The sequence below is a fragment of the Amycolatopsis sp. cg9 genome, from assembly GCF_041346945.1.
Taxonomy (GTDB): Bacteria; Actinomycetota; Actinomycetes; order Mycobacteriales; family Pseudonocardiaceae; genus Amycolatopsis.
On sequence record NZ_CP166850.1, the window covers coordinates 320,509 to 333,573 of the forward strand.

Annotated in this window: 15 protein-coding genes; 7 read left to right on the forward strand and 8 right to left on the reverse strand. The window is 72.9% G+C overall.

Going from position 1 to position 13,065, the window contains the following annotated elements:
• Nucleotides 1–242: 242 nt before the first annotated feature.
• The 4 genes from AB5J73_RS01455 to AB5J73_RS01470 are packed head-to-tail and all read left to right on the forward strand — an operon-like array spanning nt 243 to nt 3,014.
• On the forward strand, nt 243–611 hold the full coding sequence (locus tag AB5J73_RS01455) for an STAS domain-containing protein (RefSeq protein WP_370967303.1): 369 nt from the start codon (nt 243–245) through the stop codon (nt 609–611).
• Nucleotides 612–661: 50 nt separating this feature from the next.
• Nucleotides 662–1,462, forward strand: a complete 801-nt coding sequence (locus tag AB5J73_RS01460) for an alpha/beta fold hydrolase (RefSeq protein WP_370967305.1) — start codon at nt 662–664, stop codon at nt 1,460–1,462.
• A complete protein-coding gene (locus AB5J73_RS01465; protein WP_370967307.1) occupies nt 1,462–2,673 on the forward strand; it encodes a PP2C family protein-serine/threonine phosphatase in 1,212 nt (403 codons plus the stop codon). The genes AB5J73_RS01460 and AB5J73_RS01465 overlap by 1 nt, the downstream gene beginning before the upstream one ends.
• Nucleotides 2,670–3,014 carry an STAS domain-containing protein gene (locus AB5J73_RS01470; RefSeq protein WP_370967309.1) on the forward strand — a complete coding sequence of 115 codons (345 nt, stop codon included), beginning with the start codon at nt 2,670–2,672 and terminating at the stop codon, nt 3,012–3,014. Before AB5J73_RS01465 ends, AB5J73_RS01470 begins: the two co-directional genes overlap by 4 nt.
• 6 nt (nt 3,015–3,020) lie before the next feature.
• Here AB5J73_RS01470 and AB5J73_RS01475 read toward each other — a convergent pair whose 3' ends face one another.
• Nucleotides 3,021–3,380 carry a VOC family protein gene (locus AB5J73_RS01475; RefSeq protein WP_370967311.1) on the reverse strand — a complete coding sequence of 120 codons (360 nt, stop codon included), beginning with the start codon at nt 3,378–3,380 and terminating at the stop codon, nt 3,021–3,023.
• 77 nt (nt 3,381–3,457) lie between these two features.
• Nucleotides 3,458–4,342, reverse strand: a complete 885-nt coding sequence (locus AB5J73_RS01480; RefSeq protein ID WP_370967313.1) for a LysR family transcriptional regulator — start codon at nt 4,340–4,342, stop codon at nt 3,458–3,460.
• A 73-nt stretch (nt 4,343–4,415) separates the two neighbouring features.
• On the opposite strand from AB5J73_RS01480, the gene dapA reads away from it, so the two are divergent.
• A complete protein-coding gene (gene dapA / locus AB5J73_RS01485; RefSeq protein WP_370967315.1) occupies nt 4,416–5,246 on the forward strand; it encodes a 4-hydroxy-tetrahydrodipicolinate synthase in 831 nt (276 codons plus the stop codon).
• Here dapA and AB5J73_RS01490 read toward each other — a convergent pair whose 3' ends face one another.
• Nucleotides 5,247–6,020 (reverse strand): class I SAM-dependent methyltransferase, encoded by a 774-nt coding sequence (locus AB5J73_RS01490; RefSeq protein WP_370967317.1) that lies wholly within the window; start codon nt 6,018–6,020, stop codon nt 5,247–5,249. It lies immediately after the preceding gene.
• Between the two features lie 53 nt (nt 6,021–6,073).
• On the opposite strand from AB5J73_RS01490, the gene AB5J73_RS01495 reads away from it, so the two are divergent.
• Complete coding sequence (locus AB5J73_RS01495; protein WP_086864105.1) at nt 6,074–6,346, forward strand: hypothetical protein; 273 nt, start codon at nt 6,074–6,076, stop codon at nt 6,344–6,346.
• Nucleotides 6,347–6,359: 13 nt separating this feature from the next.
• Nucleotides 6,360–8,183: a glutamine--fructose-6-phosphate transaminase (isomerizing) gene (gene glmS, locus AB5J73_RS01500; protein WP_370967319.1), complete on the forward strand. Its 1,824-nt coding sequence runs from the start codon at nt 6,360–6,362 to the stop codon at nt 8,181–8,183.
• Nucleotides 8,184–8,186: 3 nt separating this feature from the next.
• Here glmS and AB5J73_RS01505 read toward each other — a convergent pair whose 3' ends face one another.
• The 5 genes from AB5J73_RS01505 to AB5J73_RS01525 all read right to left on the reverse strand — a co-directional run bounded on the left by AB5J73_RS01505 (nt 8,187) and on the right by AB5J73_RS01525 (nt 12,883).
• Nucleotides 8,187–9,584, reverse strand: a complete 1,398-nt coding sequence (locus AB5J73_RS01505) for a BNR repeat-containing protein (protein WP_370967321.1) — start codon at nt 9,582–9,584, stop codon at nt 8,187–8,189.
• A gap of 87 nt (nt 9,585–9,671) precedes the next feature.
• Complete coding sequence (locus AB5J73_RS01510) at nt 9,672–10,841, reverse strand: NAD(P)/FAD-dependent oxidoreductase (RefSeq protein ID WP_370967323.1); 1,170 nt, start codon at nt 10,839–10,841, stop codon at nt 9,672–9,674.
• Nucleotides 10,838–11,038, reverse strand: a complete 201-nt coding sequence (locus AB5J73_RS01515) for a ferredoxin (protein WP_370967325.1) — start codon at nt 11,036–11,038, stop codon at nt 10,838–10,840. Before AB5J73_RS01515 ends, AB5J73_RS01510 begins: the two co-directional genes overlap by 4 nt.
• On the reverse strand, nt 11,019–11,684 hold the full coding sequence (locus AB5J73_RS01520) for a TetR/AcrR family transcriptional regulator (RefSeq protein ID WP_370967327.1): 666 nt from the start codon (nt 11,682–11,684) through the stop codon (nt 11,019–11,021). Before AB5J73_RS01520 ends, AB5J73_RS01515 begins: the two co-directional genes overlap by 20 nt.
• On the reverse strand, nt 11,681–12,883 hold the full coding sequence (locus AB5J73_RS01525) for a cytochrome P450 (RefSeq protein WP_370967329.1): 1,203 nt from the start codon (nt 12,881–12,883) through the stop codon (nt 11,681–11,683). The genes AB5J73_RS01520 and AB5J73_RS01525 overlap by 4 nt, the downstream gene beginning before the upstream one ends.
• Nucleotides 12,884–13,065 lie beyond the last annotated feature (182 nt).

Below are 13,065 nucleotides of genomic sequence, written 5' to 3' on the forward strand. Positions count from 1 at the left end.
GAGCTATCGGCCGACGGGGTGATCCGTTACACCCGGTCACCCTCACGAGACGCACATCTCCCCGCCCCAAGCACCCCAATGTGGCGTTGGGTGCGTCCAGCGCACCCAATGTGGCGTTCGGTGCGTCTGACGCACCGAACGCCACATTGGGGCGCAAGCGGCGCCGCCATCCGCAAGTGAGGTTTCCCCGCCGGCCGGTTTGGGTACGCCCCGGCGAAGAGCAGGTAGAGGAGGAACCCCAGGTGAGCACGGACGGCAATCGGCTCCGGCCCCAGGACCTGGTGAACGTGACGCGGGAGCGCATCGGCGACGCGGTGGTCCTGGTGGTGTCCGGCGAGGTCGACCTGCTCAGCGCGTCCGTGCTGAGCGACGCCATCACCGGGGTGCTCGCCGACCCGCCGCGGCTGCTCGTGGTCGACCTGACCGAGGTCTCGTTCCTCGCTTCGATCGGCATCACGGCCCTGCTCGAAGCCCGCCGCGGCGCCGGGGCCGGCACCCGGGTGCGGGTCGTCGCGCCCGAGCGCAGCGTCGTCGCCCGCACCCTGCAGCTGACCGGCCTGCGGGAGACGCTGGCCGTCACGGCCACCCGGGACGCCGCCCTCGCGGGCTGACCAGCCGGTTCGCCGCACGACGCCGGGGGCCCGGGTGGGAGGATGTCCCGGTGAGCGTGCGCCGGCGGAACAACGTGGTCGTCACCGGTCGTGACGACGGCCCCACCCTCCTGCTCGCGCACGGTTTCGGCTGCGACCAGAACCTCTGGCGGCTCGTCGTCCCGCCGCTCGCCGAGCGGTACCGCGTGGTGCTGTTCGACCACACCGGTTCCGGCCGCTCGGACACCTCGGCGTGGACCGCCCAGCGCTACGGCGGTCTCGACGGCTACGCCGATGACGTCCTGGCGCTCTGCCGCGAACTCGACCTGCGGGACGTCGTCCTGGTCGGGCACTCGGTGAGCGCGATGATCGCGGTGCTGGCCGCCAACCGGGAGCCGGACCGGTTCGCGAAGCTGGTGCTGCTCACGCCGTCGCCGTGCTACCTCGACGACGGGGACTACCGGGGCGGGTTCAGCCGCGCGGACATCGACGAACTGCTCGAGGCGCTCGGCTCCAACTACCTGGGCTGGTCGGCGGCGATGGCCCCGGTGATCATGGGCAACCCGGACCGCCCGGAGCTCGGCGAGGAGCTGACGAACAGCTTCTGCCGCACCGACCCCGCGATCGCGCGGGTGTTCGCCAGGGCGACCTTCCTCTCCGACAACCGCGCCGACCTGGCGGACGTTTCCGTGCCGGCGCTGATCGTCCAGTGCGCGCACGACGCCATCGCGCCGCCGGAGGTCGGGCGGTTCACGCACGAGCGGATCGACGGCAGCGTGCTCGTCACGCTGGACGCGACCGGGCACTGCCCGCAGCTCAGCGCGCCGGAGGCCACCGCCGCCGCGATCACGGCGTTCGTGAGCGGGCCGTGATGTGCGAAGCCGGCGACCAGGCCGGCCCGGCGTTCTCGGCGCTGCTGGAGGACAGCGTGGAAGACCTCTACGAGCACGCGCCCTGCGGGTACCTTTCGACGTTGCTCGACGGCACGATCGCGAAGATCAACGCCACGCTGCTCGGCTGGCTCGGCCGGGACCGCGACGACGTCGTCGGGCGGCTCCGGTTCGCCGACCTGCTGACCGTCGGCGGCCGGATCTACCACGAGACGCACTTCGCGCCGCTGCTGCGCATGCAGGGCGAGCTCGGCGGGATCGCGTTCGAGCTGAAGACCGCGGCCGGCGCGCGGCTGCCGGTGCTGGTGACCTCGACGGTCAAGACCGGCAGCGACGGGCAGCCGCAGCTGATCCGCACCACCGTCTTCGACGCGCGGGACCGGCGCGCCTACGAGCAGGAGCTGCTGCGGGCGCGCGAAGCCGCCGAACACGAACGCGACCGGGTGCAGCGGCTGGCGCGGACGCTGCAGCAGACCCTGCTGCCGCCGGCGCTGCCCGAGGTGCCGGGCGTGCAGGTCGCGGCGTACTACCACCCGGCGTCGGCCGACGAGGTCGGCGGCGACTTCTACGACCTGTTCCCGCTCACCGGCGGCACCTGGGGCTTCTTCCTCGGCGACGTCTCCGGGAAGGGGGCCGGCGCGGCGGTGGTGACGTCGCTGACGCGCTACACGCTGCGCGCGGCCGCGGTGTACGACCCGGACCCGGCCACCGTGCTGGCGCACCTCAACACCGTGCTGCACCAGGAGTACCGCGGCGCCGACCCGCGCTACTGCACGGTCGTCCACGGCTGCGTCCGGCCCGGTGACGGCGGCGCCGCGATCACCCTCGGCACCGGCGGCCACCCGCCGCCGCTGCTGCTGCGCGCCGACGGCACCACGGAGTTCCTCGGCGTGCCGGGCGGCCAGCTGGTCGGCGCGTTCCCCCACGCGCGCTTCACCACGGTGGACCTCCGCCTGGCGCCGGGCGACACCCTGCTCCTCTACAGCGACGGGCTGACCGAAGCCCGCACCCACGGCCGCACCCGCTACAGCGGGGAGCAGCTGCGGGCGCACCTCACCGGCCGGGCACCCACGACCGCACCGGCGGTCGTCGCGGCCGTGACCGAACTGCTCGCCAGCTTCGGCGACGGCGTCGACGACGACACCGCGCTGCTCGCGCTGAGCATCCCGCTTCCCGGAGGCGATCCATCGTGACCCAGTTCTCGACGACCACCCGGACCACCGGAACCGGGCCGGTGGTCGCGGTCGAAGGCGAGCTCGACGTGGCCACCGCCCCCCGGCTCCGCGCCGCGATCGGGTCCGCGGCACTGAACCCCGGTCAGCTGCTGGTGATCGACCTGGGCGGCGTGACGTTCTGCGACTCCAGCGGCATCTCCGCCCTCATCGCGGCCCGCAACGTCACCGACGCGGCCGGCGCGGGCATCGCGCTGGCCGCCGTCCCGGCCCGGCTCGCCCGGACGTTCGGCCTGATCGGCCTCGCGGACTTCTTCCCGACCTACCCGAGCGCCGAAGCGGCGATCACCGCGCACGGTTAGCCGCCGTCAGCGCGGGCTGTGGTCGGCGAACTCGACGGTGAACCCGTCGGGGTCCCGCAGCTGGAGCTGCCGCTCGAACCCCCGGTCCCGCGGCGGGCCGAGCACCGGCACCCCGCGGGCGACGAAGTCCGCGTACAGCTCGTCCAAGTCGTCGGCGAGCAGCTCGACCTGGACGAACGCGCGCAGCCGGCTGCTGTCGCGCTCGACGGCCGCACCCAGTTCCAGCAGGCCGAGCGTGCCGGTTCCCAGGCGCAGCAACGCGAACCGGCCGGTGCGGACTTCGGTGGCGAACCCGAGCGATGCGTAGAACGGGAGCGAACGGTCGAGGCTGGTGACCGGCAGGCTCATCCCGGCGAACGTGGTCAAGGCGCACTCCTTCGGCTCGTGCGCCAAGGGGAGTCGCCGAACGGGCGTTCCGACGCCGCACCCGTTCGCCGCCGAGCTTAGCCGAGTTCCGCGAGCACCGCCCGGATCGCCGGGCTCGTGTCCGCGCTTCGCCGCCAGGCCGCGTGCACCTCGCGCTTCGGCGGGCGCCGCAACGGAAGCGAGACCAGGTCTTCCCCGAGCGGGGGCCGGGCGAGGCGCGGGATCAGCGCGATCACTTCGCCGGTGGCCACCAGCGACAGCTGCGTCGCGAAGTCGTCGACCAGGTGGCGGACGTCCGGCTCCTCCGGTGCCGTCGCGAACAGCCGCCGGAACCATTGGTGGCACACGGTTCCCGGTGGGCTGGTCACCCACGCCTGGCCGGTGAGCTCGGGCCCGAGCGGCCCCTCGACGCGGGCCAGCGGGTGGCGCCGGCTCAGCACCACGTCGCCGAGGTCGGTGTGCACGTGCCGCCGGCGCAACGACGGCGGCAGCGGGGCCGGGAGGCCGTCGGCGTCGTGGACGAGGGCGAGGTCCGCCGTCCCCGCGCCGACGCCGCGCAGGGCTTGGTCCGGGTCCTGCTCGGTGATGTCCAGCCGCAGGTCCGGGCAGCGCGCGGACAACCGGCCGAGGACCGGCGCGAGCAGGCCGCGGATGCCGGTCGAGAAGGCCGCGACGCGCAGGGTGCCGCGGGGCGCGCCGTCCGACACCGAGCGGGCCGCCTCGGCGCAGCGCTCCAGCGCCTGGAACACCTCGGGCGCCGAGCCGGCGAGCGCCTGCCCGGCCGGGGTCAGCACGACCCCGCGGCCGGCCGGGGCGAGCACCGGCACGCCCAGCTGCCGTTCCAGCCGCTTGATCTGCTGCGACACCGCCGACGCCGTGAACCCCAGCTCTTCGGCCGCCTTGGCCAGCGTCCCGAGTGCCGCCACCGTGCGCAGCGCCCGCAGCGCACCGACCTCGATCATGAAGCCAGGCTACGCAGTATCGGCAAAAAAGCATCGCTGGACCGCACCAGTCGCGGCGGGCAGGGTCGAAGCCATGACGGACTTCGGCGCCAACCTCGTCGCGATGGTCACCCCGATGGAGCCCGGTGGGGCGATCAGCGAACCCGGCCTCACCCGGCTCGTCGGCCACCTGCTGGCCGCCGGGGCCGACGGCCTGGTCGTCGGCGGGACCACCGGCGAATCCCCGACGCTGAGCGCGGCCGAGTCCGCCGGGCTCGTCCGGAGCGTCGTGGCCCGCACCGGCGGGCGCGCCGCGGTGATCGCCGGCGTCGGCACCTACGACACGGCCGCGAGTATCCGCCGCGCCCGGGAGGCCGAGGCCGCCGGCGCGGCCGGGCTGCTGCTCGTCTGCCCCTACTACTCGAGGCCGACGCAGGCGGGCGTGCGTGCCCACTGCCTCGCGGTCGCCGACGCCACCGAGCTGCCGGTGATGCTCTACGACGTCCCGGCGCGGGCCGGCATCGCCATGACGCCGGAAACCCTGGTCGAGCTCGCCGGCCACCCCCGCATCCGCGCGGTGAAGGACGCCAAGGGCGACCTGTTCGAAGCGATGGCGGTCATGGCCCGCACCTCCCTGGCGTACTACTGCGGCATCGACGAGCTGAACCTCGCCTACCTCGCGTGCGGCGCGGCGGGCGTGGTCAGCGTGGTCGGGAACGTGGTGCCGGACCGCACGGCGGACCTCGTCCGCGCGGTGCGCGCCGGCGACCTGGAGTCGGCCCGCCGGCTCCAGCACGCGCTGAACCCGCTGGTGGACGCCATCATGCGGACCGGCCCCGGCGCGGCGACCGCCAAGGCGGAGCTGGTCAGGCGGGGTGTCCTCCCGCACGCGACGGTGCGGCTCCCGCTGGTCGAGGCCGCCTGATCACCGGACGGGCAGCCGGTACACCGAGACGTGCGACGGCGACTCCGCCGTGAACTCGGCTCCCGCCCAGTCCGCGTGCCGGGACTCCAGCTCGAAGCCCGCCAGCCGCCCCATGAGGTCGAGCTCGGCCGGCCAGACGTAGCGCTGCGGGCACCGGCCGAGCCGCGCCTCGCGCCCCTCGCCGAACGTGAAGTGGTGCGACACCAGGTGCTGGCGCACGGTGTCGTAGGTGTCCACGCCGAGGTACCCGGACTCGGCGCCGAAGACGACGGCGTCCTGGCCCGGCGGGAGCCGCCGGAGCTCCGGCACGCCCAGCTCGATCACGAACCGGCCGCCGGGATCGAGGTGGCGGGCGGCGTTGCGGAAGCACTCGACCTGCTCGTCCTGGGTGAGCAGGTTCCCGATCGTGTTGTAGACCAGGTAGACCAGCGAGTAGCGGCCCGGGGCCGTGGCGGTCGCCATGTCGCCGACGACCACGGGGATCGCCGCCTTCTCGCGCAGCTTGGCGAGCATCGGGCGGGACAGCTCGATGCCGGTGACGGAAATCCCGCGGGCCGCGAGCGGGACGGCCACGCGGCCGGTGCCGATCGCGAACTCCAGGACCCGGCCGCCCCCGGCCAGCGCGGCGAGGCGGGCCACGGCGGGCTCCACGACCTCGGCCGCGAAGACGCCCCGGCCCGGGGTGTCGTAGCGCTCGGCCGTCTCGACGTCCCAGAGGTCTTCTTGGCGCACGCCCTCCACCTTCGCCCCGGCAGCGGGAACCTGTCCAACCATTTGAACTTGCCCGATTTCGGGCAAGAATTTGGGATTCGCGACCCGCGCGGTGCATGATGGCCGACGTGCCGGACACCGAGATCGTCGAACGCGTCGCCGCGTCCACCGGGCTCCCGCCCGGGGTCGCCGCGCGGGTGGTCGACGACGTCCTCGCCTTCTACCGGACGCCCACCGAGGCCTACGTCCGGCGGCGGCACACCGAGCTGCAGGCCGAAGGGCGGAAGAACCCCGAAATCTTCCCGCTCATCGCCGCCGAGCTCCGCGGGCGCCTCGTCGCCGCGCCCGCGTTGTCCGAGCGGCAGCTGCGCCGCATCGTCTACGGCTAGAAGAGGTTCGCCCATGTGCGGAATCGTCGGCTACATCGGCGGCCAGAACGCCGCCCCCATCCTGCTCGAAGGCCTGACGCGGCTGGAGTACCGCGGCTACGACTCGGCCGGGATCGCCGTGCTCGGCGCCAAGGGGGCCGCCCAGGTGCACCGGGTCGTCGGGCGGGTCCGGAACCTCGCCGCGGCGCTGCCCAAGCGACTGACCGGGAAGGTCGGCATCGGGCACACGCGGTGGGCCACCCACGGGCCCGCCTCCGAGGCCAACGCCCACCCGCACGCCTCCGAGGACGGCCGCATCTGCGTCGTCCACAACGGGATCATCGACAACGCCGACGCCCTGCGCGCGCAGCTCGCCGACGCCGGCGTCACCCTCACCTCCGAGACCGACACCGAGGTCCTCGCCCACCTGATCGCCCGCGCGAACGCGGACACCCTCGAAGACGCCGTCGTCGAAGCGGTGTCGCGGATCACCGGCACGTACGCGATCGCCGTCACCGACAGCGAATACCCGGACCGGCTGGTGATCGCGCGCAACGGGTCGCCGCTGATCATCGGCGTCGGCGAGCGCGAGATGTTCGTCGCCAGCGACCTCGCCGCGCTCGTCCGGCACACCTCGCAGGTCGCGCACCTCGACGACGGCGAGTTCGCGACGGTCTTCGCGACCGGCTACCGGACCTTCACCGTCGACGAGAGCGACACCACCAAGCCCGCCACCGAGATCGACATCGCCGCCGAAGACCTCGACCTCGGCGGCTACCCGCACTACATGGCCAAGGAAATCCAGGAGCAGCCCGAATCCGTGGAGCGGATCATCCGCGGCCGGCTCGACGACCGGTTCGGCGTCGCGCGCCTGGACGGGCTCAACCTGACGCCGCGGGAACTGCGCGGGTTCAGCCGGGTGAAGATCCTCGGCTGCGGGTCCGCCTACTACGCCGGCCAGGTCGGCGCGACGATGATCGAGGAGCTGGCGAGGATCCCCGCCGACGCCGAAGCCGCGTCGGAGTTCCGCTACCGCAACCCGATCGTCGAAGCCGACACCCTCTACATCGCGGTCAGCCAGTCCGGCGAGACGATCGACACCGCTTTCGCCGTCGAGGAGATCAAGCGCAAGGGCGGCCGCGTGGTCGGCCTGGTCAACGTCGTCGGCTCGACCATCGCCCGCGCCTGCGACGGCGGCGTGTACCTGCACGCCGGCCCCGAGATCGCGGTCGCGTCGACCAAGGCGCTGACCAACATGGCGATCGGTTTCGCCCTGATCGCGCTCGCCCTCGGTCGCGTCCGCGATCTGTCCAATGCGGACGGACAGCGGATCATCGACGCGCTGCGCGCGATGCCCGGCCAGATCAAGTCCATCCTGGACGACGGGCCGCGCATCGCCGAGCACGCCAAGGAGGTCGCCACCGCGAACAGCCTGTTCTTCGTCGGCCGCGTCCGGGGCTACCCGGTGGCACGGGAAGGCGCGCAGAAGTTCAAGGAGATCTCCTACCGCCACGCCGAGGCGTACCAGACGTCCGAGCTCAAGCACGGCCCGCTCGCCCTGATCGACACCGCCCTCCCGACCGTCGCCATCGTCCCCTCGGACGAGCTGACCGGGCGCAACCTGGCCGCCGTGCAGCAGATCAAGGCCCGCGGCGGGCCCGTGCTGGCCGTGACGCACGAGGACGTCGACTTCGGCGAGCTGGACGTGCCGCGGATCGTCGTCCCCAAGACCGAGCCGGAGCTCGACCCGATCCTGCTCACGATCCCGCTGCAGCTGCTCGCCTACCACGCCGCGCTCAGCCTGGGCTACGACATCGACAAGCCGCGCAACCTGGCCAAGTCGGTCACCGTGGAGTGAAGCTCAGCCCAGCCGGAAGTCGGCCACCCGGATCGGCGACGGCGTCGTCCCCGTCGACGTTTGCTGGTACATGACGGAAAGCACGCCGTCGGTGGCCAGCCGCGAGTCGTCGACGTCGACTTCGCCGAACGCGCGCAAGTCCGGGTTGTACACCGTCTTCCAGTCGGTCCAGCCGCTCGTCTTCGTCGCCGCGACGATCCGGCCGTACGGCATCACCAGGTAGGCGTTGTCGGCGCGGTCGAACACGAGCTTCGTGCGCTGGGTCGATTCCGGCGCCACCGGCACTTCGCGTTTGGTCCAGCCGCCGCCGGCCGCCCGGCTGAGGAAGAACGTGCGGCCGTACTGCTTGCGCTGCGCCGAATAGTCCGTGACGCACTGCGTGAAGCGGCCGGGCACGTAGCTGATGACGACGTGCGGCTGCCCGGCGGCGTCGACGGCCTGGCTCTCCTGGTTCATCAGGCCGTGGTCGGCGCCGAGCGGGTCGACGACCGTGCCCGGCGTGCTCACCGACACCGGGGTCGCGGCAGCCGCACCGGAATCGGTCCGCCAGGTCCGGCCGCGGTCGTCGCTGTAGACGTAGCCGGTGTCGTGGTTGGCCAGGCCACCGGCGTTGCACAGCACGCCGGTGTTGCCTTCGCGCCAGGTGAACGCCGCGTGCAGCCGCCCGCCGGGCCCGTAGGTGAGGCCGTGCAGGTACATGTTGCGGGTCGTGCTGGTCACGCCGTTTCCGGACGTCCACGAGCCGGTCGCCGACGTCCACTTCCCGAGCTTGCGCCAGCTGCCGCCGCTGTACTCGGCGAGCTCGTTGACGCCGTTGCCGGAGCCGCCGGTCCGGTAGCTGAGCTGCAGCGTCCGTTCCGGCGTCACGACGAACTGCGGGTAGGTGATCGCGCCGAGGTCGACGTCGTCCAGCGTGCGCTGCACCGGCCCGAAAGCCGACGCCGTCCAGGCGTGCGAGGCCGGCGACGAGAGCAGGCCCGCCACGGATGCGACGTAGAAGACCTGGTTGCCGTGGGTGTCCATGGCCACGTGCAGGCGGCCGTCCGCCGGCGAGACGCCCATCGAGATCACGTTGTGCGAGTCGTCGACGGTGAGCTTGTGCGGCAGCACGACGGTCTGCCACGCGCCGGTGAACCCGGCGCGCCGGGCGAGCACCGCGCTGCGGTCCGCGGTGTACCAGGCCGCGTACTGGTAGCCCGCGTGGCTGAAGATGCCGCTCTGCTGGAAGGAATCGTTGTTCACCAGCCCGTCGTAGGAGACGAAGTACAGCGCCGCCGGGTCGAGCTGGGTGTCGCCGATCTTCGCCACCGATACCGCGGCCTCGGCCGGCGTGGCGGGCAGCAGCGGCAGCGCCGCGGCCACCAGCACGCCGAGGATGGGGGAAAGCGCTCTCTTCCTCATGGCCGGTCCCTCCCACGCCGTGTTAACGCGAACAAGGATCGACCGTCACGCGAGCTCCGTCAACCGGCGGATGGCGGGTTTCCCGGCTCAGACCCGCCCGGCGAGCGCGGCGCCGTCGATTTCCTCCCGCCGTGCCCGGGCTTGCTTGGGCATGTTCCAGCCGAGCACCCCGACGACGGCCCCGTTCCGGTGGTAGCGGGCGACGAACCGGCCCGCGGCCGGGTCACCGTCCACAATGGATACCTCGGCGTCCGCGGCCGGGGTGCCGTGCACGTGGATCCGGGCGTCGAACTGGTTCGTCCAGAAGTACGGCACCGGCGTGTACGGACGGTCCTCGCCGAGGACGTTGCCGGCGACCGCGATCGCCTGCTCGGTGGCGTTGGTCCGGTTTTCCAGCCGCAGCAGGACGTCGAGCTGCTCGTGGTGCCAGCGGGCGACGTCGCCCGCCGCGTAGATCCCTCCGGCGGCGCGGCACCGGGAGTCGCACACCACGCCGTTGTCGCACAGCACACCGCTGCCCGCCAGCCACTCCGTCGCCGGCGCGGCGCCGAACGCCACCACGACGACGTCGGCGGGCAGCACCTCGCCGGTCCCGAGCCGCACCCCGGCGACCCGCCCGGCCACCTCGGTCAGCCCGGTGACCGCGGCACCGAGCCGCAGCCGGACGCCCCGCCCGGCGTGCAGCGCGCCGAGCACCCCGGCGACGAGCGGGCCGAACTGGTACGCCAGCGGCGCGGCCTGCGGTCCGGCCAGCGTGACCTCGACGTCGAGGCCGCACAGGGTGGCCGCGATTTCGGTGCCGAGGACGCCGTCCCCGACGACCACCACCCGCTTGCCCGGCGTCAAGTCGGTGCGCAGGGCCAGCGCGTCGTCGAGGGTGCGCAGCACGTGGACACCCATCAGGCCGTGCTGACCGGGCAGGGTGCGTGGCCGCAGGCCGGTGGCCAGCACGATCGCGTCCGCGGTCAGCGCCCGCCCGCCCAGCGTGTGGACGGTCCGCTCACCGGCGTCGAGCCGGACCGCCGGGTCGCCCAGCACGAAGTCGGCGGCCAGGCCGGCCAGTGCCTCCGGGGTGCGCAGCCGGGCCCGCTCGGGTTCCCAGGCCCCGGCTAGGACCTGTTTGGACAGTGGCGGCCGGTCGTATGGCAGGTGGGCCTCGGCGCCCAGCACGGTCACGCCGCCCTCGTACCCCTTGCGGCGCAGGGCTTCCACCGTGGCGAGACCCGCGGCGGACGCCCCGACGACGAGGACGTTCACGCGTCCTCGCTGACCGAAATCGCGACGCCGGGGCAGACGCTGGCCGCTTCCCGGACGATCTTGTGGTGCTCCTCGCCGGGGTGCTCTTCGAGCAGGATCACGATCCCGTCGTCTTCGCGCTGGTCGAACACGTCCGGTGCGAGCAGCACGCAAGTTCCGGCGCCGCAGCACTTTTCCTCATCGACGGTGACCTTCATGGCCGTTCCTTTCCCTCGGGTGGTTCGTGACGGGCGCGAGCCACAGGCCGACCAGTGCGTCGGTCAGGCCCGTGGCGGCCTCGCGCCAGGTGGCTCTCGGGGTGGCGCCGCCTTCGGCCAAGGCGCGTTCGCGCTCGGCCATCGTGTGGATCAGCAGCTGCCGGGTCATGGCGTTGCGTTCGGCGCGGACGTCGGGCGGCAGCTCGGGCAGGCACCGGGCCAGCCCCTCGACGGTCCGCGCCAGTGACGGCGACGACAGCGTCTCCGCCGCGATGACCGCCCGCAGCGACGGCTCGGTCATCACCTGCGCGGTGAACCGGGCGAACCAGCTGGGCGGCCCCGCCGTCGCCAGGTACTCGGTCGAGGGGTGCACCAGGCAGCGGACCCAGTCCCGCAGCCCGGCGCGGCCGCCGAGCTCCGCCAGCATGTCCTGGCGGAGCTCCTCGACCCGGGCGGAGTGCCGTCGGGCGATGGCGCGCACCAGATCGGCGCGGGTGCCGAAGTGGTAGCCGACCGCGGTGTTGTTGCCCTGTCCGGCGGCCTCGCTGATCTGCCGGTTGGACACGGCGAGCACGCCGTGCTCGGCGTACAGCCGTTCCGCGACGGTCAGGATCAGCTCCCGCGTCGCCTGCGCCCGGTCGGTCACCAGCGGACGGGCAGTTCCCGCAGGCCGCCGACGGCGAGCCCCTCGACCCGGCGCAGTTCGTCCGCCGGGACGGCGAGCTCGAGCGAAGGCAGCTTGCGCAGCAGCACTTCCAGGACGACCTGCAGCTCGGTGCGGGCCAGCGGCTGCCCGAGGCAGGCGTGCGCACCGGCCCCGAAGGCGAGGTGCGGGTTCGGGCTGCGGCCCAGGTCCATTTCGGCGGCGTTGCCGAACGCGCGCTCGTCCCGGTTGGCGGCGGCCATGCTGCACATCGCGGTGGTGCCGCGCGGCAGCACGGTCCCGCCGACCTCGAAGTCCTCGCCGAGGTAGCGCATCATGCCGACCCCGGCGTTGGCGTCCAGCCGCAGCGATTCTTCGACGGCCGTGCGCACCAGCGACGGGTCGGCGAGCAGCGCCTCCCACCGGCTCCGGTCGGCCAGCAGCATCGCGACCATCTTGGCGATCATGTTCGCGGTCGTCTCGTGCCCGGCGATGAGCAGGCCGATCCCGGTGGCGATGAGCATCGGGTCCGGCCAGCCTTCGGGCAGCAGCGCGCTCAGGATGTCGTCCCCGGGTTCGGCCCGCTTGCCGGCGATGAGCCCGCCCATGTACCGCCCGAACTCCTGCTGGGCGGCGTCGAACTCGGCCTGGGTGTACCGGGTCATGCTGAGCATGACGTCGGACCAGTGCGCGAACCGGTCGCGGTCGGTGTCGGGCACGCCGAGCATGTCGCAGATGACCCAGACCGGCAGCGGGAAGGCGACCCCCGCCTTGAGGTCCCCGGGCGCGCCCTTGGCGACCATCTCGTCGATGAGCTGCTCGGCCATCGCCGCCATCCCGGGCCGCAGCGCGTTCATCCGCTTGGCGGTGAACCACTTCCCGAGCGTGCGCCGCCAGGTGATGTGGGCTTCGCCGTGCTGCGGCAGCACGGTGGCCATCTCGGAGTTGAAGATCCCGCCGGACTCGGTGTCGGCGACCCGCGCGGCGTCGTCGGCCGGGGTCGGGCGGGTGAAGCGGGGGTCGGAGAGGACGGTCTTGACGTCGTCGTAACGGGTGATCAGGGTCGCTTGGTCGCCGCTGGCCAGCGCGACGTGGGCGACGGGGCACTTCTCCCGGAACTCGGCCCACTGGGGCGGGGGTTCGAGCGCGCTCGCGGTGTCGAACGGGAAGCGTGGCAGCGGGTCGGTGTGGGTCGGCGTCATCACGGGCTCCTCGTTGGTGAATGTCCCCTGTTCCCGAGGATGGCCAAGGTTCGACATTAAGTCAAGCAGTTGACTTAAGATCGGGTGGTGGGTGCCGAGGTCGCGAATGACTCATTGGGGACGCTGGAGGACGCGAATGAGTCATTCGCGACCTCCGGACACGGCGCAGTGACCGGCGAGAT

Coding starts and splice junctions, on each gene's coding strand:
- AB5J73_RS01525 (WP_370967329.1), bottom strand. CDS start 12,883: ATGACGCCGACCCACACCGACCCGCTGCCACGCTTCCCGTTCGACACC.
- AB5J73_RS01495 (WP_086864105.1), top strand. CDS start 6,074: ATGATGGCCGACGTGCCGGACACCGAGATCGTCGAACGCGTCGCCGCG.
- AB5J73_RS01490 (WP_370967317.1), bottom strand. CDS start 6,020: ATGGTTGGACAGGTTCCCGCTGCCGGGGCGAAGGTGGAGGGCGTGCGC.
- AB5J73_RS01505 (WP_370967321.1), bottom strand. CDS start 9,584: ATGAGGAAGAGAGCGCTTTCCCCCATCCTCGGCGTGCTGGTGGCCGCG.
- dapA (WP_370967315.1), top strand. CDS start 4,416: ATGACGGACTTCGGCGCCAACCTCGTCGCGATGGTCACCCCGATGGAG.
- AB5J73_RS01465 (WP_370967307.1), top strand. CDS start 1,462: ATGTGCGAAGCCGGCGACCAGGCCGGCCCGGCGTTCTCGGCGCTGCTG.
- AB5J73_RS01480 (WP_370967313.1), bottom strand. CDS start 4,342: ATGATCGAGGTCGGTGCGCTGCGGGCGCTGCGCACGGTGGCGGCACTC.
- glmS (WP_370967319.1), top strand. CDS start 6,360: ATGTGCGGAATCGTCGGCTACATCGGCGGCCAGAACGCCGCCCCCATC.
- AB5J73_RS01515 (WP_370967325.1), bottom strand. CDS start 11,038: ATGAAGGTCACCGTCGATGAGGAAAAGTGCTGCGGCGCCGGAACTTGC.